Annotated in this window: 17 protein-coding genes; 12 read left to right on the top strand and 5 right to left on the bottom strand. The window is 66.6% G+C overall.

The features are described from left to right. Window positions 1–6 precede the first annotated feature (6 nt). A complete protein-coding gene (locus AB0I66_RS31075) occupies window positions 7–1230 on the bottom strand; it encodes an acyl-CoA dehydrogenase family protein (RefSeq protein ID WP_363211290.1) in 1224 nt (407 codons plus the stop codon). 38 nt (window positions 1231–1268) lie between these two features. Continuing rightward, the gene (locus AB0I66_RS31070) at window positions 1269–1739 is read right to left on the bottom strand and encodes an SCP2 sterol-binding domain-containing protein (protein ID WP_363211289.1); all 471 of its coding nucleotides are present in this window, start codon (window positions 1737–1739) and stop codon (window positions 1269–1271) included. 69 nt (window positions 1740–1808) lie between these two features. Between AB0I66_RS31070 and AB0I66_RS31065 the strand changes: the two genes are divergently transcribed. From AB0I66_RS31065 to AB0I66_RS31055, 3 genes are all read left to right on the top strand, one after another. Next, entirely contained in the window at window positions 1809–2483 is a 675-nt protein-coding gene (locus tag AB0I66_RS31065) for a TetR/AcrR family transcriptional regulator (protein WP_363211288.1), read from the top strand. 200 nt (window positions 2484–2683) lie between these two features. Beyond that, window positions 2684–4672, top strand: a complete 1989-nt coding sequence (locus AB0I66_RS31060) for an AMP-dependent synthetase/ligase (RefSeq protein WP_363211287.1) — start codon at window positions 2684–2686, stop codon at window positions 4670–4672. Next, window positions 4669–6459: a GMC family oxidoreductase gene (locus AB0I66_RS31055; RefSeq protein ID WP_363211286.1), complete on the top strand. Its 1791-nt coding sequence runs from the start codon at window positions 4669–4671 to the stop codon at window positions 6457–6459. Before AB0I66_RS31060 ends, AB0I66_RS31055 begins: the two co-directional genes overlap by 4 nt. 20 nt (window positions 6460–6479) lie before the next feature. On the opposite strand, the gene AB0I66_RS31050 is transcribed toward AB0I66_RS31055, so the two are convergent. Next, window positions 6480–7328 (bottom strand): hypothetical protein, encoded by an 849-nt coding sequence (locus AB0I66_RS31050; RefSeq protein ID WP_363211285.1) that lies wholly within the window; start codon window positions 7326–7328, stop codon window positions 6480–6482. 370 nt (window positions 7329–7698) lie between these two features. Between AB0I66_RS31050 and AB0I66_RS31045 the strand changes: the two genes are divergently transcribed. The 4 genes from AB0I66_RS31045 to AB0I66_RS31030 all read left to right on the top strand — a co-directional run bounded on the left by AB0I66_RS31045 (window position 7699) and on the right by AB0I66_RS31030 (window position 12426). Next, on the top strand, window positions 7699–8106 hold the full coding sequence (locus AB0I66_RS31045) for a hypothetical protein (RefSeq protein WP_363211284.1): 408 nt from the start codon (window positions 7699–7701) through the stop codon (window positions 8104–8106). 956 nt (window positions 8107–9062) lie between these two features. Next, window positions 9063–11252 (top strand): tetratricopeptide repeat protein, encoded by a 2190-nt coding sequence (locus AB0I66_RS31040; protein WP_363211283.1) that lies wholly within the window; start codon window positions 9063–9065, stop codon window positions 11250–11252. 146 nt (window positions 11253–11398) lie between these two features. Next, window positions 11399–11845, top strand: coding sequence for a GntR family transcriptional regulator (locus tag AB0I66_RS31035; RefSeq protein WP_363211282.1), 447 nt, complete (start codon window positions 11399–11401; stop codon window positions 11843–11845). An 11-nt stretch (window positions 11846–11856) separates the two neighbouring features. Further along, the gene (locus AB0I66_RS31030; protein WP_363211281.1) at window positions 11857–12426 is read left to right on the top strand and encodes an HD domain-containing protein; all 570 of its coding nucleotides are present in this window, start codon (window positions 11857–11859) and stop codon (window positions 12424–12426) included. On the opposite strand, the gene AB0I66_RS31025 is transcribed toward AB0I66_RS31030, so the two are convergent. Together AB0I66_RS31025 and AB0I66_RS31020 are read right to left on the bottom strand one after the other, a co-directional pair. Continuing rightward, window positions 12414–12887 carry an NUDIX domain-containing protein gene (locus AB0I66_RS31025; RefSeq protein WP_363211280.1) on the bottom strand — a complete coding sequence of 158 codons (474 nt, stop codon included), beginning with the start codon at window positions 12885–12887 and terminating at the stop codon, window positions 12414–12416. The genes AB0I66_RS31030 and AB0I66_RS31025 overlap by 13 nt on opposite strands. Beyond that, entirely contained in the window at window positions 12884–13654 is a 771-nt protein-coding gene (locus AB0I66_RS31020) for a helix-turn-helix transcriptional regulator (protein ID WP_363211279.1), read from the bottom strand. Before AB0I66_RS31020 ends, AB0I66_RS31025 begins: the two co-directional genes overlap by 4 nt. Before the next feature lie 764 nt (window positions 13655–14418). Here AB0I66_RS31020 and AB0I66_RS31015 point away from each other — a divergent pair. The 5 genes from AB0I66_RS31015 to AB0I66_RS30995 are packed head-to-tail and all read left to right on the top strand — an operon-like array spanning window position 14419 to window position 17459. Beyond that, window positions 14419–14745, top strand: coding sequence for a hypothetical protein (locus AB0I66_RS31015; protein ID WP_363211278.1), 327 nt, complete (start codon window positions 14419–14421; stop codon window positions 14743–14745). Next, a complete protein-coding gene (locus AB0I66_RS31010; protein WP_363211277.1) occupies window positions 14742–15611 on the top strand; it encodes a DUF2637 domain-containing protein in 870 nt (289 codons plus the stop codon). The genes AB0I66_RS31015 and AB0I66_RS31010 overlap by 4 nt, the downstream gene beginning before the upstream one ends. 11 nt (window positions 15612–15622) lie before the next feature. Next, the gene (locus tag AB0I66_RS31005) at window positions 15623–16576 is read left to right on the top strand and encodes a hypothetical protein (protein WP_363211276.1); all 954 of its coding nucleotides are present in this window, start codon (window positions 15623–15625) and stop codon (window positions 16574–16576) included. Beyond that, window positions 16573–16905 (top strand): hypothetical protein, encoded by a 333-nt coding sequence (locus tag AB0I66_RS31000; protein ID WP_363211275.1) that lies wholly within the window; start codon window positions 16573–16575, stop codon window positions 16903–16905. Before AB0I66_RS31005 ends, AB0I66_RS31000 begins: the two co-directional genes overlap by 4 nt. A 50-nt stretch (window positions 16906–16955) precedes the next feature. Then, entirely contained in the window at window positions 16956–17459 is a 504-nt protein-coding gene (locus tag AB0I66_RS30995) for a hypothetical protein (RefSeq protein ID WP_363211274.1), read from the top strand. Window positions 17460–17474: the final 15 nt, after the last annotated feature.

Genomic DNA, 17474 nt, shown 5'->3' with positions numbered 1-17474 from the left:
GGCCCCTCAGCGAATCTGCCGCCCCGAGATGGCCCGTGCGATCACCAGACGCTGGATCTCGCTCGTCCCCTCGAAGATCGTGTAGATCTTCGCGTCCCGGTACATCCGCTCCACCGGATGCTCCCTGCTGTATCCCGCGCCCCCCAGCACCTGCACGGCCTTCTCCGTGGCCGCCACGGCCAGCTCACCGGCGCGCAGCTTGGACATCGAGCCCTGCCCCGCGTCGAACGCCTTGTCGTTGCGCGCCATCCACGACGCCTGCCAGATCAGCAGCCGCACGGCCTCGATCTCGGTCCGCAGGTCGGCGAGCGCGAAGGCGATGGACTGGTTCTCGATGATGGGGCGGCCGAAGGCGACCCGGGAGCCCGCGTAGTCGAGGGCGTACTCGTACGCGGCCCGCGCGATGCCCAGCGCCTGCGCGCCCACCGTCGGGCGGCTCACCTCGAAGGTCGCCATGGCGGCCTGGCCGCGGCCCCCGGAACCGGAGGTGGTCCCCTCGCGGGCCCGCGCGAGCCGGGCGTCGAGGCGCTCCTTGCCGCCGAGCAGACAGTGCCCGGGCACGCGTACGTCGTCCAGGAAGACATCCGCGGTGTGCGAGGCCCGCAGCCCCAACTTCTTGATCTTCTTGGCGCCTTCGAGACCGCGTGTGCCGGGCGGCACGATGAAGGCCGCCTGCCCCCGCGAGCCCAGCGACGGATCGACGGAGGCGACCACCACATGGATGTTCGCGATGCCGCCGTTCGTGATCCACGCCTTCTGGCCCGACAGGGTCCACTCGTCGCGTGCCTCGTCGTACGTCGCGCGCGTCCGCATCGCCGAGACGTCCGAGCCCGCGTCGGGCTCGGAGACGCAGAACGCCGCGACCTTGGGGTCGTCCTCGTCGCCGAAGCACTGCGGCACCCACTCGGCGAGCTGGTCGGGCGTGCCCGCGGAGAAGATCCCGGCCACCGCGAGCGACGTGCCGAACAGGGCCATCCCGATGCCCGCGTCGCCCCAGAACAGCTCCTCGTTGGCGATCTGCAGCGAGAGTCCGCTGGGGTCACCGAACAGGTCGGCCAGGGACTCGAATCCGTACAGGCCGATCTTCGCGGCCTCCTGGATGACGGGCCAGGGCGTCTCCTCGCGCTCGTCCCACTCGGCGGCCGCCGGCCGCACCACGTCGGCGGCGAAGCCGTGCACCCAGCCGCGCAGATCCCGTTGTTCCTCGGTCAGTTCGAGCGAGAAGGCCATGGTGTGCTCCCTTCGGGGGTCGGTTCAGACGTACGGGGTCAGGCCTTCGGGATGTCGAAGTAGCGGGTCAGACCGGCGGCGAACGCCACATCGCCCACGATCTTGAGCTTGCGCATCATGAACATCGTCACGGGGCTCGCGTTGCCGGAGACCAGCTTGAGGAACTCGGCGTCGGCCATCACGAGCGTGACGCGCGGTTCGGCGTCCGAGCGGCCCTCGCGGACGGTGCAGGCCCCCTGGGAGATCTCCGTCTCGTACACCGCTTCGTCGACCCCGGTGATCTTCCAGCGGATCAGCGCCTCGACGGTGCCCGCGGCCTCCGGCCTGAACTGCCGGCCCATCCGCCCGAACACCTCCTCCAGGACGCGGGCGCGCAGCTCGGCGTCCTGGGCGATCGCGGTGATCTCCTTGCCGGAAAGCCCCTTCACGATCTTCGCGAACTCCTCGGGGGTGACGCTCGCGAAGTCCAGTCCGGCCAGGCCCTCGGGGCCGCCGATGCCGTCCGCCATGGCGATCTCCTTACTCAAGAGTAAACTTACTAAAGGGTAAGGTAGCCCCGAGTCTGGGAGGCTGCAAGAGTGACGGTCAACGGGAGAACTGAGGGACGACGGAAGCGTGTTCCGCGTCAGGAGCGCGAGCAGCAGATCATCGATGTGGCGGTGACGGTCTTCGCCAAGCGCGGCTATCACGCAGCGTCCGTGGACGAGATCGCCGAACTGGCCGGGATCTCCAAGCCGATGGTCTATCTCTATCTCGACTCCAAGGAGGGGCTTTTCCTCGCCTGCCTGCGGCGCGAGGCCGACCGCCTGGTCGCCGCGTTCCAGGACGCGGCGCGAGCCGGCGGCGAGGCGCCCGAACTGCGCCTGCACGCGGGCCTTTCGGCGTTCTTCGCCTTTGTCGCCGAACACCGCGACAGCTGGGTCGTGCTGCACCGCCAGGCGTCCGAGCTGAGCGAGGCCATCGCGTCCGCCGTCGCCGACGCGCGGCGTGCGGTGATGGCGGAGGTCGCGGGCCTGGTCTGGGACGGCATCGCGCAGAATCCCGGCGGGTCGCAACTGGACGACGAGGACGCCGACTTCGTGGCGCACGCGCTGGTCGGCGCGGCGGACTCGCTCACCGACTGGATGGGCGGCCATCCGGGCCAGTCGCCTGAGGGGGTCACCCTGCGGCTGATGAACATGGTGTGGGTGGGGATGGGGCGGGTGCTTGAGGGGGAGGTGTGGGTGCCGGGGGAGGGGCCCTCGTCGGGTTGAGCGCTCCTGGCGCCTTCGTCCTTGTCAGCCGGGTGCGGGTGGCTCGCTGATTTCTGTGCCGCCCAACCCATTGAACTTTCCCTACGCGTCGGTAAGTTGACCTCCCAGTAAGTACGCACCGCATCACCTCTGCACGACCTCTGCACGTCAGTTGTCACTTGATAGGCACGTCAGTTGGTAGCCGGGAGCCGGGAGTCGTCATGGGCGTACGCAAGGATCTGAAACGGGCGCAACGCCACCGCGGCCTCGCGGAGCGCGCCACGGTGGCGATCGTCCGGGACGAGCACGGCACTGTGCGCGAGGCGCGTACCGCCCCGCTCGCGGCGAAGCCCACCGCGGGCAGCACCGCCGACATCCCCTTCACCAACGCCGCCGAGGCGCCCGGCGCGGTCGTGCTGCGCCGCAAGCAGGGCGACCAGTGGCGTCCGGTCACCGCGGCGGCCTTCGCGCAGGAAGTCACCGTCACGGCGAAGGGGTTGATCGCGGCCGGGCTCCAGCCGGGCGGCCGGGTCGCGCTGATGTCCCGTACGCGCTACGAGTGGGCCGTACTGGACTTCGCGATCTGGGCGGCGGGCGGGCAGACCGTGCCCGTGTACGCCACATCGGCGGCGGAACAGATCGAGTGGATCGTGCGGGACTCCGGCGCGACGCTGCTGATCGCGGAGACGGCGGATAACGTCGCGACGGCCGAGACGGCGGTCGGGGGACTCGCCGAGCCGCCGCGCCTCCTCTGCGTCGACGACGGGGCCCTGCGCGAACTGGCGGACCTGGGCGCGGAGTTGTCGGACGAGGAAGTGACCAAGCGCAGGTCCGCCCTCACCCCGGACTCGATCGCCACCATCTGCTACACGTCCGGCACGACCGGCAAGCCCAAGGGCTGCGTCCTGACCCACGCCAACTTGCACGCCGAGGCCGCGAACACCGTCGACCTGCTGCATCCCATCTTCAAGGAGATCACGGGCCAGGTCGCCTCCACGCTCCTCTTCCTGCCGCTCGCCCACATCCTGGGCCGCACCATCCAGATCGCCTGCATGCTCGCCCGCATCGAACTCGGCCACTGCCCGAGCATCAAGCCGGACGAACTGCGCCCCGAACTGCGCTCGTTCAGGCCGACGTTCGTCGTCGGCGTCCCGTACCTCTTCGAGAAGATCCACGACACGGGGCGCGCGACCGCGGAGAAGATCGGGCGCGGCGCGTCCTTCGACCGGGCCGAGGGGATCGCGGTGCGGTTCGGCGAGGCGTACCTGAACAAGTTCCTCGACGCGGGAAAGGGCGAGGGCCAGGGGAAGGGGAAAGGCACGCGCGCCCCCGGCCCCTCCCTCGGGCTCTACCTCGGCTGGGCGCTGTACGAACTGCTCGTCTACCGCCGCATCCGCAAGGAGGTCGGCGGCAGGCTGCGCTACGCCATCAGCGGCGGCTCGCCCCTCGACCGGCGCCTGAACCTCTTCTTCTACGCCGCCGGAATCATCATCTACGAGGGATACGGCCTGACGGAGACCACCGCCGCCGCGACCATCACGCCGCCGCTCAAGCCCCGCCCCGGCACGGTGGGCCTTCCGGTGCCCGGCACCGCCATACGCATCGCGGACGACGGCGAGGTGCTCATCAAGGGCGGCATCGTCTTCGGGTCGTACTGGAACAACCCGGCGGCGACGGATGCCGTGCTGCGGGACGAGTGGTTCGCCACCGGTGACCTGGGCGCGCTCGACGGCGACGGCTATCTCACGATCACCGGCCGCAAGAAGGACATCATCGTCACGTCCGGGGGCAAGAACGTCTCCCCGGCGATCCTGGAGGACCGGCTCCGCAGCAGGGCGCCGGTCGGGCAGTGCATCGTCGTCGGCGACAACCGTTCGTACGTGGCCGCGCTCATCACGCTGGACCCGGAGGCCGTCGAGCACTGGCTCGCGGTGCGCAAGCGCCCGAAGGACACCCCGCTCGCGGACCTGTGCCGGGACCCGAAGATGATCGCGGAGATCCAGAAGGCCGTGGACTACGCCAACGAGGCGGTGTCGCGGGCGGAGTCGATCCGCAGGTTCTCCCTGGTCGAGGGCGAGTTCACCGAGGACAACGGCCTGCTCACCCCCTCCCTGAAGATCAAACGGCATGCGGTGGCGGCGGCGTACGAGGACGAGATCGAGGCGCTGTACGGCGAGTCCGCCGGCGAGTCCGCCGAGTCCGCACGGTGAGCGGCGAGCCTGGCGGGGCCTACGACTTCGACGTACTGGTGGTCGGCTCGGGTTTCGGCGGTTCGGTGGCCGCCCTGCGCCTGACCGAGAAGGGGTATCGGGTCGGCGTCCTGGAGGCGGGGCGCCGCTTCACCCGCGATTCACTGCCCCGGCACTCCTGGGACCTGCGGAACTACCTCTGGGCCCCGGCCCTCGGTCTCTACGGCCTGCAGCGCATCCACCTCCTTCGCAACGTCATGGTCCTCGCGGGCGCCGGCGTGGGCGGCGGCTCACTGAACTACGCGAACACCCTCTACGTACCGCCGCCCGCCTTCTTCCGGGACAAGCAGTGGGCGGGCATCACCGACTGGCAGGCGGAACTCGCCCCGTACTACGACCAGGCCCGGCGCATGCTCGGCGTACGCCAGAACCCGACGACGACCGAGGCGGACGAGCACCTGCGGGCCGCGGCGGACCGGATGGGCGTGGCGGACACCTTCCGGCTGACGCCTGTGGGCGTGTTCTTCGGCGACGGGGCGGACGCGGGTGGCTGTGGGGCTGCCGGGGTCAGTGGCGGTACCGGCGGCGCCACCGGCTCCAGTCCTTCAACGGCCGGGACGCGCACGGAAGTTCCCGATCCGTACTTCGGCGGTGCAGGCCCTGCGCGGGCGGCCTGCACCGAGTGCGGATCGTGCATGACGGGCTGCAAGGTCGGCGCGAAGAACACGCTCACCGAGAACTACCTGTACCTGGCCGAGCGGGCGGGCGCGGAGATCCGCGCGATGACGACGGTGGTGTCGGTGCGGGAGGCGTCGGGGGGCCACGAGGTGGTGACCGTGCCCACGGGCAGGCGACGGAGGGGCGGCCGCACCGTCCTGCGAGTCCGCCACGTCGTCCTCGCGGCGGGCACGTACGGCACCCAGACGCTCCTGCACCGGATGAAGGACGAGGGACTGCTGCCGCGCCTCTCCGACCGTCTCGGCCGGCTCACCCGCACCAACTCCGAGGCCCTGGTGGGCGCGGTGACCTTCCCACGCCGCTACCGCAAGAAACACGGCGCCGACCGTCCCCTGGACTTCACGCGAGGCGTCGCCATCACCTCGTCGATCCACCCGAACCCCACCACCCACATCGAGAACGTCCGCTACGGCAAGGGCTCCAACCTGATGGCGCTGATCTGCGTCCCGCAGTACAGCCGGAACCTCCCCAAGCCGCTGGCCGCCGTACTCGCCTTCCTCACCCACCCCGTGCTCGTGGCGCGCGTCGCGTCGACGCACCGCTGGTCGGAGCGCACGATCATCGGCCTCGTCATGCAGACCCACGACAACTCCCTCACCACACGCCTGGGACGCCGCCGCCTGCTGACGGCCGAACAGGGGCACGGCGCGCCCAACCCCGTGCACATCGCGGAGGGCTGGGAGGCGGCCGGCCTGGTGGCCGAGCGCATCAACGGCTTCGCGGGGACGAACCTGGGCGAGCTCCTCAACAAGCCGCTCACGGCACATTTCCTGGGCGGCTGCCCGATCGGGGCGTCGCCGGACGAAGGAGTGATCGACCCCTACCACCGCCTCTACGGCCACCCGGGGATCTCCGTGGTCGACGGCTCGGCGATCTCCGCAAACTTGGGCGTGAACCCATCCCTGACGATCACGGCACAGGCGGAACGGGCCATGGCGCACTGGCCCAACAAGGGCGACCAGGACCCCCGCCCGACCCCAGGCACGAACTACGCGCGCGTGCGCGCCACCATCCCGAAGAACCCCACGGTCCCGCCGGGGGCGTACGGGGAGCTACGCCTGCCGGTATGAGTCCCGTTCACGAGTCCCGTTCACGCGGGACGCCGGTTGCCGTCGGAGTCGCAGGGCAGGTCGGCGACGTCGTGCCGGGCCAGGAAGTCGCGGGTGGCCTGCCGTTCGACCTCGGTGATCGCGGTGGGCTTGACGTCGATGATGCCGCCGAAGGGCCGGTCGACGTCACGGATGATGCACAGCGTGGCCGTCAGGAGCGCGGTGATCACGGTGAGCACGATGAGCTGCCCCCGGTTGTTCCTGCGGGGCAGACACACGGCGAGCGCCACGACGGTGATGGTGAGGGTGGCGAGCAGGAACCAGAAGATGGCACTGGGGATGCTCGCGGTGGCCTGGGTGAGGCGTTCCTCGCGTTCGTCGGACCGCTTGTTGTCGGCGGCGACCAGCATGCCGAAGACGGGCTTGCCCTCCAGGGCGCGGAAGGAGTGGCGGACGTCGGTGGACCACGTGCTGGGCGCGGCGGACCCCTTGCCGTCGGCCATGGCGGGCCACTCCTGCTTGCGGACGGCGCGCGCGTAGCAGACGGCGTCCGCCTGGATGCGCTGCAGTTCCGCGGCGGGCGCGTACTCGGCGATCTCGGTGAGCTGGTCGAGCGCGCGGGCCTCACCGCGGGAGGCGACCTCGGCCTTCCCGTAGGAGCCGGAAGCGGTGACCAGCACGAAGGCCAGGAGAAGGACGGTCAGCGTCAGCAACGGCCCGACAAGATCCTTGACGGCCATCCCGGCATCGTCATCACCCATCAACCGAGGCCGCAACCACCGATTGGCAGCCAGCCCCGCGAGCAGGGCCAGCACGGCGACGGCGATGACGAGAAACACGGCGACCTCCAGATCAGACGAGAGATCCCCCGGCGCGGAGAAATCCCCCATGATCATGAACCGCCCACACGCCCCAAAACCATCCCAAAACACCCCACCCCACCGCCACGCCTACGAACGAGCGAACAACTACCCCCGCCCAGCAAAAAGGCCCTCCCAAGGGGAGGGCCGAACAGGGATCGTCATGAAGCGCCCCCGGCAGGACTCGAACCTGCGGCCAAGCGCTTAGAAGAGAGATGGGCGCTTCCGCCCCATCATCGTGCTGACCTGCGCTTGGACGGGTACCGCGAAGCGGCATCGTCGCCCCTCACCGTGTAGTCACCGGAAGAAAGCCTTCCGCCCCTCGGGTGTCAAAGTAGCGACTAGCCTTACAGCTAGGGGTGAATGCCACTCTCTTCTGAAGATCCCGAGAGGCGAATGCATGGACGCACTCACAGCCTCCGCCGAAATTACGCCGTACGTCGCCGCCGCGGTAGCGGCGTACGGAGGTGCGGTGCTGAGCCGAACGCAAGAAGCCACCGCTGATGCCACGGTGGCCCTGGGACAGCGTCTCCTGCGGCGCGTGATGCGTAGTAGGGACGAGGAGCCCACCCTGGTCGCAGCAGTGGAGGACTTGGCAGAAAATCCCGGAGATAGCGACGCGGAGGCGGCACTCCGAATGCAAATACGCAAGGTGCTTAGCGATGATGCGGTGCTGCTGAGCGATGTGACGGCGATGGTTCAGGCCGCGAGTGTAAAAATCACTGCTTATGGCGAACGGTCAATCGCGGCGCACACCATCTATGGGGGTGCTCACACTGGGGACACGCCGCGTAAGCCGCAGTCGTAGAAGCCGCGAGGAGCGACCGACGGATGGAACGCCAATACCAGATTAGGGCAGCAGGATCACACAGTCTAGCGGCAAATAATATCCACGGGGATGCCGTTGTCACGACGGTACTTCAGGCAAATGCGCTTCCTAACCCTTCTGACGTTAGGGCACCTCGTGGACTTAGTAACCTGCCTCAGCCTGCGAACCCTCGCTTCGTTGGCCGCGCAGAAGAGATTTCGCGCCTCGATGCATCACTGAGATCTGGCACGGGAGTTATAACCCAGGCTGTCCATGGTTTGGGCGGCGTGGGTAAAAGTGCCTTAGCGTTGCAGTATGCCCACCAACGACACGCGGACTATTCAATAGTTTGGTGGATCCCTGCGGACAACTTCGACACCATCACGGCTAGTCTTGGATCCTTAGCCACACAGCTCAACCCCCATCTAGCAGCCGCCGCATTGACAGGGGATTCGAACTACGAGTGGGCGCTTGGGTGGCTCCAAGCGCATTCTAATTGGCTGTTGATATTTGATAATGCTAGTGATCCGCGCGATCTTGCCCCCGTTATAGGACGCCTCCGAAACGGGCACCATCTAATTACGACGAGGCTTGCCACCGGATGGCATCAACTCGCTACGAGGCCCTTACGCCTTGATGTACTACCGCCCGAAGCGGCCAGTGATCTTCTGCTGGCGATCACCGGAGAAGACGCAACGGGCGCGCGATCATCAGTAGATAGTCTGGTTGCAGAACTCGGGTACCTCCCCCTGGCAGTGGAGCAGGCGGCCGCTTATATCCACCAGAACGCTTTAAGTAGTGAACGCTATTTAGATCTTCTACGAAATTACCCCTCTCGGATGTTTGCCACTCCGGCTGGTGGCGGTGAGAATGAAAGAACCGTTGCTCGGGTATGGAGCTTAACTTTAGAGAGGATCGCGGAATCCAGCCGACTTGCTGTCCGAATACTTGGACTTATGGCGTGGTTTGCCCCAGAGAATATTCCACGCGATCTGGTCCTTGAATTTCAACAGGATCCGCTGTCCACTGCGGAAGCTCTGGGCCTTCTCAACGCGTACAGCATGATTACTATGGACGCTGAATCCATAAGTATGCACAGGTTGGTCCAAGCCATCGCTCGTACGTCAGAGAGGGATATTGCTAATGCTGGCGATGAGAGCCTATATCGCCGGTCTGCCCAGATGCTAAAGAGCGCCTTTCCGATCGATCCTGTGGGCAATGTAACTGGCTGGTCACGATGGCATGAACTAGCACCGCATGCAGAGGCTCTCATCTCCCTAACAACACCCGACCTGTACTGCCAAGAAATCCTTGATGTACTTCACGAGTATGCAAGGTTCTTAAGTGGGCAGAGCCAGCAGACGGCCGCGCTTGCTAAAGCTGCAATGTCTGTCGATGTGGCCGAAGCGCTTTACGGCGACTCGCACCTGAAGACACTTTCCATGCGTAATAACCTGGCTAATACTTACGCCATGGCAAGAATGCATAAAGAAGCCATCGAAATACACGAGAGGGTCTTGATTGATAGGGAGCGGCTCCTCGGCCCCAGGCATCCCGCCACCCTAGCCACGAAAAACAACTTGGCGAATTCGTATCTTGGGCACGGTGATGGAGAGCTCGCCAATAAGAAACTACAAGAGGTGGCAAACGGTCGAGAGGAATTGCTCGGACCGGATCACCCCGACACTCTTGCATCACGTAATACGCTGGGAAATTCGTTCCGCAATCTCGGGCAGCCAAGGAAGGCTATAGAGATCCTCAGCCGTGTGGTTTCCGACCGTGAGAGAGTTCTGGGCAGCGACAGTAGGGCCACTCTCACTTCAAAATACAACCTTGCATATTCGTACGCGGCGGATGGTCAGCATGAAGCGGCATTCCAGATGCTGCGGACAGTGTACGACGCGCGGATTCGTGTTCTCGGAGCGGACCATCAGGACACGTTGTTTACGTGCGCCTATCTTGTCGAGCTAATGAATGCCTCGGGAAATGCAGAGGGTGCAGTCGAACTACTGGAGCAGGCTTTAGAAAGCCTTAATGGCGTGCCGAATTCTCTTCAGGTGCTTCAATTGCGTATTAAAATCGCCGGTTCCTACCAGAAGGTAGGAGGGCTGGCAAAGATCATCGAGAATTTGGAGTCGCTGGTTGAGGATGCCGTTTCTTTGCTTGGTCCGAATAGCTCTGAAACGGTTTCCAGAATCAACGCCCTCGCGAACGCCTATCTGGCTGCAGGAGAACATGGACGTTCAGTAGAAATCCTTGCTCCACTGGTGTTTGCTAACCCGGAGCTAGGGGCTGCCCGCAATAGTCTAGTTGACTCCTATCATGCCCTCGGAGAACCGAATAGAGCTGTGGATCTGCTTGAGGAGCTGGTCAGTCGTAGGGAGCGAGTCTTAGGGGCTACTCACCCTGACACTGTTGCCGCTCGGAAAAGTTTGGCGAACTCCTGCGTGGCCGCGAAAGATTGGGGTCGGGCGTTAGAAATTGTAAATGTGATGTTAGCGGATCATGAGCACGCGTGCGGAGTGAACAGCCGGGAAGTAATTTCTGACCTGCAACGGATTTCACAGATACACCAGTCGATGGGCAACTATGGACAGGAGGTGATATTCCTCGAAGAAGTTGTAAAACGTGCACGAAAGGCAAGAGGAATGAAGGGTGAAGCCGTTTTGCATGCTAGGGAGAGGCTTGCGGCTGCCTATATCAAGGATGGTAATGCCAAAAAGGGCCTCGAGGTCCAGCGTTTCGTCCTGCGGAAACGGGAGGAAGAGGCTGGATATGAAAGTAAGAAAGCAATTGCGTCGCGTCTAATCCTGGCGGATAGCTACGCCCGTTCCGGCGAGGCCGATAGTGCTATTGTTATATATGAGTCTATACTTGCGAGTCATGAGAGGATGCTCGGATCCGACCATCGAGAAGCCCGCGCAGTGCGTCGGAAACTGGCCAAAGCCCTTTCATTGGCAGGTAGAGGGCGAGATGCAGTCTGCCTCCTTGAGCGAGTACTCGCAGATCATGCCAGGATCGAGGGGGCTGGTTCTCGTTCTATCAAGGTGATTGAACAGCAGTTGAATTCGGCGCGTAAATTAGCTTCGGGAAGACCTGGTGATCCATCTAACGAAAGGGGCGGCGTGCAAGGGCCGCCAAATTAGTGGGTGACGTGAAGCGGCGCTCGTGCTGCTTTGGCAGGACCGGGCTGCTACCGGGCCCACTCCCTGTGCGGGCGCCGCATGGGAAGCTGGGGGATGGTCCCGCCGCAACGGAGGACCATTGCCGAAGCTGACGAAGGGGAGGTTGTGTGCCGCAGGTCAGTCCGCGAGGTACGTACTTGCAGATCTCGGAGTCGCTGCGACAGTCGATCGAGAAAGGCAAGCTCAGTGATGCGCTGCCTTCCGAAGCGGAGTTGATGCGCACCTTTGGTGTAGGCCGCTCCACGATCGGCCGCGCACTCAAGACGTTGAAGGCTGACGGGGTCATCGAGCCCGTTCAGGGCGCCGGCTGGTTCGTGACAGGTACTGGTGACCGCCGACCGCTCGTGGAGAAGGTGACGGACCTCCTCCGGCGCGAGGGTGTCGAAGTGGGCGACCCCTTCCCCTCCGAGAAGGAGCTGTGCGACGAGTTCGGGGTGTCCCGTACGGCAGTGCGTTCCGCTCTTGCGCTGCTGGAGGGGCGGGGCCTCATCGAGATGGGCCCGAACCGCCGGCGGCAGGTTCGCGCTCTCCCGACGGGGCAGGAAGCCTCGTAGCCTTGGGCCCCATGGATCTCACTGAGCGCGCCTACGGTCTCGCCGAATCGCTTCTGTCCGAACCGCTGCCGCGGCGCTGGTCGCACTCCCTCGGAGTTGCTGAGCGGGCGCGTTCCCTTCAGTCGATCCTGGGTGATGACGCAGCCCTGATGGAGTCCGCGGCAGTCCTCCACGACATCGGATACTCGCCGCAGATAGCTTCCACCGGCTTCCACCCGCTCGATGGTGCACGCTTCCTCCGCGACCAGGAAGGCGTGGATGAGCGAGTCGTCTGCCTCGTGGCGCACCACTCGTGCGCTCTGCTGGAGGCGGAGGAGCGCGGGCTCCGTGGGGAGCTGGAGGGCGAGTTCGAGCTGGAGCGCCCGTCTCTGGTGGACGCGCTGATCTTCTGCGACATGACGACCACACCGGACGGTGGTCACACGACGTCCGACGCTCGGGTTGCCGAGATCGTAGGGCGCTACGGGCCGGACACGATCGTGGGTCGTTTCATTCAGCGCGCCGCCCCCGAGATTCACGCGGCAGTGCATCGCGTGGAGGGGCGTCTTTCGTCTGCGGAGCAGGCGAATCAGCCGATGTAGGGAGCGGTCCGCGAGTCGTCGAGGCCGTGGGTGATCCGGAGTCGCATGGACGGGTGAATGTCCAACGTGTCGAGGTCCGCGGGGGAGACCCAGCGGACCTCTTTGGATTCGGAGCTAGTGCGGAGACTGCCGCCGACAGGGCGGGCGTGGAAGCAGATTGAGAACTGCTGGCGGACTTCGCCATCGTCGTAGGCGATGACGTGTTGTGGGTCGGTGTAGAGACCCACGATGTCCTCCACGAGGACAGCAATTCCGGTCTCTTCGGCCACCTCGCGTACGACTGTCTGCTCCACGCTCTCCCCGACGTCGTGGCCGCCACCGGGAAGTGCCCACAGTCCGTTGTCGGTCTTGTGGATGAGCAGAACGTTTCCCTGCGCGTTGCGGACCACCGCAGTGACGGACGGAACGACTGAGTTGGCTGCGGGGGCATTCGGGTCACGGAAGTGATCGGTACGACTCATGCTGTGGCGCCTTCGTGGTCGGTTGGCGATGTGATCCGTCGTGCGGCTTCCCACACGCGTTCCACGCTCTCTGTATACGTGTCGAAGAGTTCGCCGCCGGGGATGCGCTGAAGGTGGAGTACGGGCGCCATGTAAGCGCCTACGCCGTAGACGTGCCCGTTTGCTAACAGCTGGTTGTCTGCCCGGTAGATGGAGTTGTAGAGAGTCGTGTCGTGGAGCCTGAACTCCACATTCGGAAGCCGGAAGAGCGGCGCGTAATTCATGAGAGCGTTGCGGATTTTGCCTGCCATGGCTGCTCCGATGCCCTCATCGTCGCCGCGGACGGCCACGGCCGCGCTATCGGGGTCGCCGAGCATGAACCGTACGGGCACGCCGGCGGCCGACTTCTCTCGTACGAGCCGGTGGAACCGTGCGTCCTCGGTTAGCCAGAATCCCGAGTAGACCAGCACGTCGAAGTGCGTTGTCGCGTCGGCGTACAGCTTCGTCCAGGTGTCTGGCGGAACGACGGAGCGATGAGGGTAGAGCTTCATCACCTCCGAGTCGCTGGAGGCGGTGACCTCCTCAGAGGTCCGCTCGTCCGGCCAGAGGTACGAGACTTCGCGCTGGAGCATCGAGGCGACCGCGTACTGAAATCGCCTGTAGGGCTTGCGGTTTGGTTCGGAGATCCAGCGGTCCACGGTCTTGGGGGAGACCCCGATACGTGCCGCCACCTGCTCCAACTTGAGGCCACTCTCCACGATCGCCCCGCGGAGCCTCTCGTTCGCCATACGACCTCCCCCGTCTGGGACGTTCTGGGACGACTTCGACCCTAGCGAGTCGGATGCAAGTCGTACATGCACGGAGTCCAACGTCCGGTACTTCGTTGCCAAGCTGGTCATGTCGCTGATCGAGGGCGGCAGTTCCGGCATCAAGCAATCCGAAGGTTGACGACGCGGAACTGATCTGTCACGGTGAGAGACATGTACTACATGACTCGCATAGAAGTGAGTCGTGGATGCATGACTGCTTGACCTGCACCAACGCCCGGAGGGGTCCGTATCAGGCGGGTTGCCTCGAAGGAAGCGAATGCGTTGCTTGAGAACTGAACAGCGTGCCAAGTCGACGGGGTGAGAGTCCCTGTCCCCGTGACGACCGGGTGATGTCGTCCGGCGGCCCCTTTGCGGCAGGTGAACGTGTCCTGTCCCGCGTGCCAGCTCTGGAGAACGCCCCTCAGGACCCTTCCTCGCCTACTGGAGGTCGGCCCGAGGTGTGCCACCTGGTGCGTGCCGCCCTGCTGGCGTCAGAGCAGTGACGATGACGCGCCCGATCTTGCGGCTCGGGACCGGTCTCCGTGGCAACGGTGGCCGGTGAAGCCGTGCCCCAACTCTTCATCGCCCCGGTCGGGTTCGACTCCCGGTCGGGGCTCGGTGGCCGTCGCGCTGACGGCTGCGCCGCCGTCACGGCGGCTTCTTCTCTCAACGGCGGGCGCCCCCGGAGCGGCTACTCCGGGGGCGCTGTTCGGGCCGTTGCACCCTCTAAGGAGACACGACCCATGAAGTGCATCGTTGCTGGTCATGTTGCTGTTACCGCGAAGGAGTTCGCGGAGTTGGCGTTGGGCCTGGCCGAGCGTTCGGCGGGGATCGACGTGGAGCTGTTCGTAGGCACGGCCGCGGAGTCCGGGCCGGAGCGTGCGGCACGCCTGGATGTGGCGCACGAGGTGCTCGCGGAGTTGCGGGAGGCGGACCCGGTGGCGGCCGCGTACGCCCGTGAGCTGCTGCGGGTGAGCGACCTGCCCAAGCGGGCCCCGCGGCCCCGCCGGAGCCGCCAGGGGCGCCGGTCGGCCGTGTGCGGCGCGCAGGGCCTGGCGGTTGCCGCATGAGTGAGGCAGCGCGCGTCGGAGCGCGGTCGACGGGCGTCGACCCCGCGTCGAGCCCCGTCCATGTGGACGGTGTGATCACGGCGGTTGCCGGGGTGCTCACGGTGGTACTCACCGCCGCCGCGTTCTGGCTCTCCTACGAGCATTTGCAGGAGGTCGCCGCCCGGCACGGCATGGCCGACGCGGTGGCCCGCTCCTGGGCCTGGCCGGCGACCGTGGATCTGTTCATCGTGATCGGCGAACTACTGATCCTGCGTGCCTCGCTGGCCCACCGGGTCGACTGGTGGGCAATCGGCCTGGTCACCGCGGGCGACGGAGCCTCCATCGCGCTGAACGTGGCCGGCGTCGGCCAGGACGCCGACGTCCTCAACTACGTGGTGGCCGCGGTGCCTCCGGTGGCCGCGCTCCTGGCGTTCGGTGCGCTGATGCGGCAGGTGCACGCCTACCTGGCCCGCCACGCGATGACGGGCGTCGAAGCCCCGTCGACGCCCGTCACGGTGCGCGTCGACCGCCCCGCGGGCGCGCAGCCCGCCACCTCCCGCCCCGCGGTCGATCCGGCGCCGGAACTCCCGGCTTCGGAGTGCATCAGCGGGGAGGCTTCGACGCCCGTCAGCACCTCTTCGGCTGCGGTCGCTGCGGTGTCGACGGCCGTCGACGTGTGCGCCCCGGTGATCTACCCGAACCGGGTGGATCAGCTGGTGCGCGCTCTGTACGGGACGGACTTCACGCAGCCGAACACCGCCCGCATGACGCAGGCCATGGCCGCGGCAGGGCTGGGGTCCTCGGAGTCGACCGCCCGCACGGCACGCAGCCGGGTCAAGGCCCGCGAGCCGCGCCTGGCCCACTTCCCCACCGCGATCGCTGGTTGAGAGGAACACTGATGACGACCTCACAGACCCCGCGCTTACGCGTGCTGTCGCTGGGCGCCGGCGTGCAGTCCACGACCCTGCTCCTGCTGGCCGCCGAGGGGCGGTTGCCCAGGCCGGATGCGGCGATCTTCGCGGACACCGGGTGGGAGCCCGCCCGCGTGTATGCCCACCTCGACCGGCTGGAGCGGGAGGTCGCCCGCCCGGCGGGGATCCCGCTCTACCGCGTGCAGGTGGACACCACGGACGGCCCGACCCGGACCACCGGCGACCTGCGGGCCGACTCGCTCGATCCGGGTTCGTGGGTACGGATGCCGGTCTTCGTCGCGGACCGCTCCGGTGACCGGGCAGCCCCGGTCCGCCGGCAGTGCACGGAGGAGTACAAGGTCAAGCCCATCAAGACCGCCATCCGCGGCCTGCTGGGCTGCCCGCACCCCACCCCGGTTCCGGCCGGCGTGATCGTGGAGCAGGCGATCGGGATCAGCCGGGATGAGTTCGAGCGGGCCAAGGACGCCCCGGTCCGCTACCTGCGCAACGTCTTCCCGCTGCTCGACCTGGACGGCGCCGCCGACGGGCGGGAGGGCTGGACCCGCACCGACTGCGTGCGCTACCTGCGCGCCCACGGCTGGGGGCAGACACCGAAGTCCGCGTGTATCGGCTGCCCCTTCCACGGCAACCGGGCCTGGCGCGAGCTGCGCGACGACTACCCCGAAGAGTGGGCCGACGCGGTCGACTTCGACCACCGGCTGCGACAGATCCCGCACCGCGGGATCAAGGCCAAGCCGTACCTGCACCGCAGTCTGCTGCCGCTGGACCAGGCACCCATCGACCGCGTCACCCGCGGCGAATGGAGTGACCGCCAGGGCGACCTCTTCGAGAACGCAGCCGACACCGCGGCCGAAGAGGGCGCCGCCCTGGGCTGCTCCCCGTGGTCGTGCCGCGGAACGGGAGAGGAGCGGGCGGCATGAGCGAACCCATCGCGGCAGCCGCACTGTTCCGCACCGTGATGGCCGCCGCCGAGGGGCGCTGCCAGTGCGAAGGCGCATGCGGCCAGCCGCACCGCAAATCGGCGGGCCGCTGCCCCCATGAGCACGACCACCACACCAGCAAGCACGGCCGCCTGGTGCGCCTGATGGCCGCACCCGCCGACCCGCTCACCTCCCCTGTGGCCGCGGCCTCGCTGCCGGCTGGGGAGTTGCGGGCCTGGTGCCCCGACTGCCACACCGCCGCCCGGCGGCTGGCAGAGAAGCAACGGCCTGCCGCACCGGCAGGCCAGGGCGGCCTGTTCGACCTCTGATCTGACCTGCACAGCACCCCATCCGCTTCCCTCTCCTGAGGAGTTCCGCTGTGTCCAGTCGTACCCGCACCCGCACCGCGAAGGTGCCCGCCGGCGCTACCACCGTGCGTATCCCGCGCCAGCGTGGCCGGCGCCGCTCTCAGCCGTTCATCGTGGTCGTGCCCGACCGTCCGTCCCTCTCCCGCGAGGCTGCTGGCTTCCTGGGGCGGCTGCTGTGGGAGCACCGCCGCGCGCTCGCCCCGCTTGGCCTTGCCGTGCTGGCACTGCCGGTCACGGCGGTGTTGCACGTGCTGGCGTGGTGGTCGGGCCTGCTGCTCGCCCCGCTGGGCGCCGGTCCGCTGGTCTGGCTCGCGCTCACCCAGCGCCGCCGCCCGGCCGCCGATCGCAGCGTTCTGGGCTGGCGCATCGGCCTGGTCCTGCTGGCCACCGCCGCCACCGCGTGGGTGTCGCTCGCCGCGGCTTTCGGGCCGCTGGCGGGCCCGCTGGATCTGATCTGGCTGCTCACCTGGATCGCCGCTCAGAGCACCTGGCTCATCGTCCGCCGCTCGCACTGACCTGAGGAGATCGCC

Source organism: Streptomyces sp. NPDC050439, from assembly GCF_040655335.1.
Lineage (GTDB): Bacteria > Actinomycetota > Actinomycetes > Streptomycetales > Streptomycetaceae > Streptomyces.
This window is presented reverse-complemented; position numbering and strand designations above follow the sequence as displayed.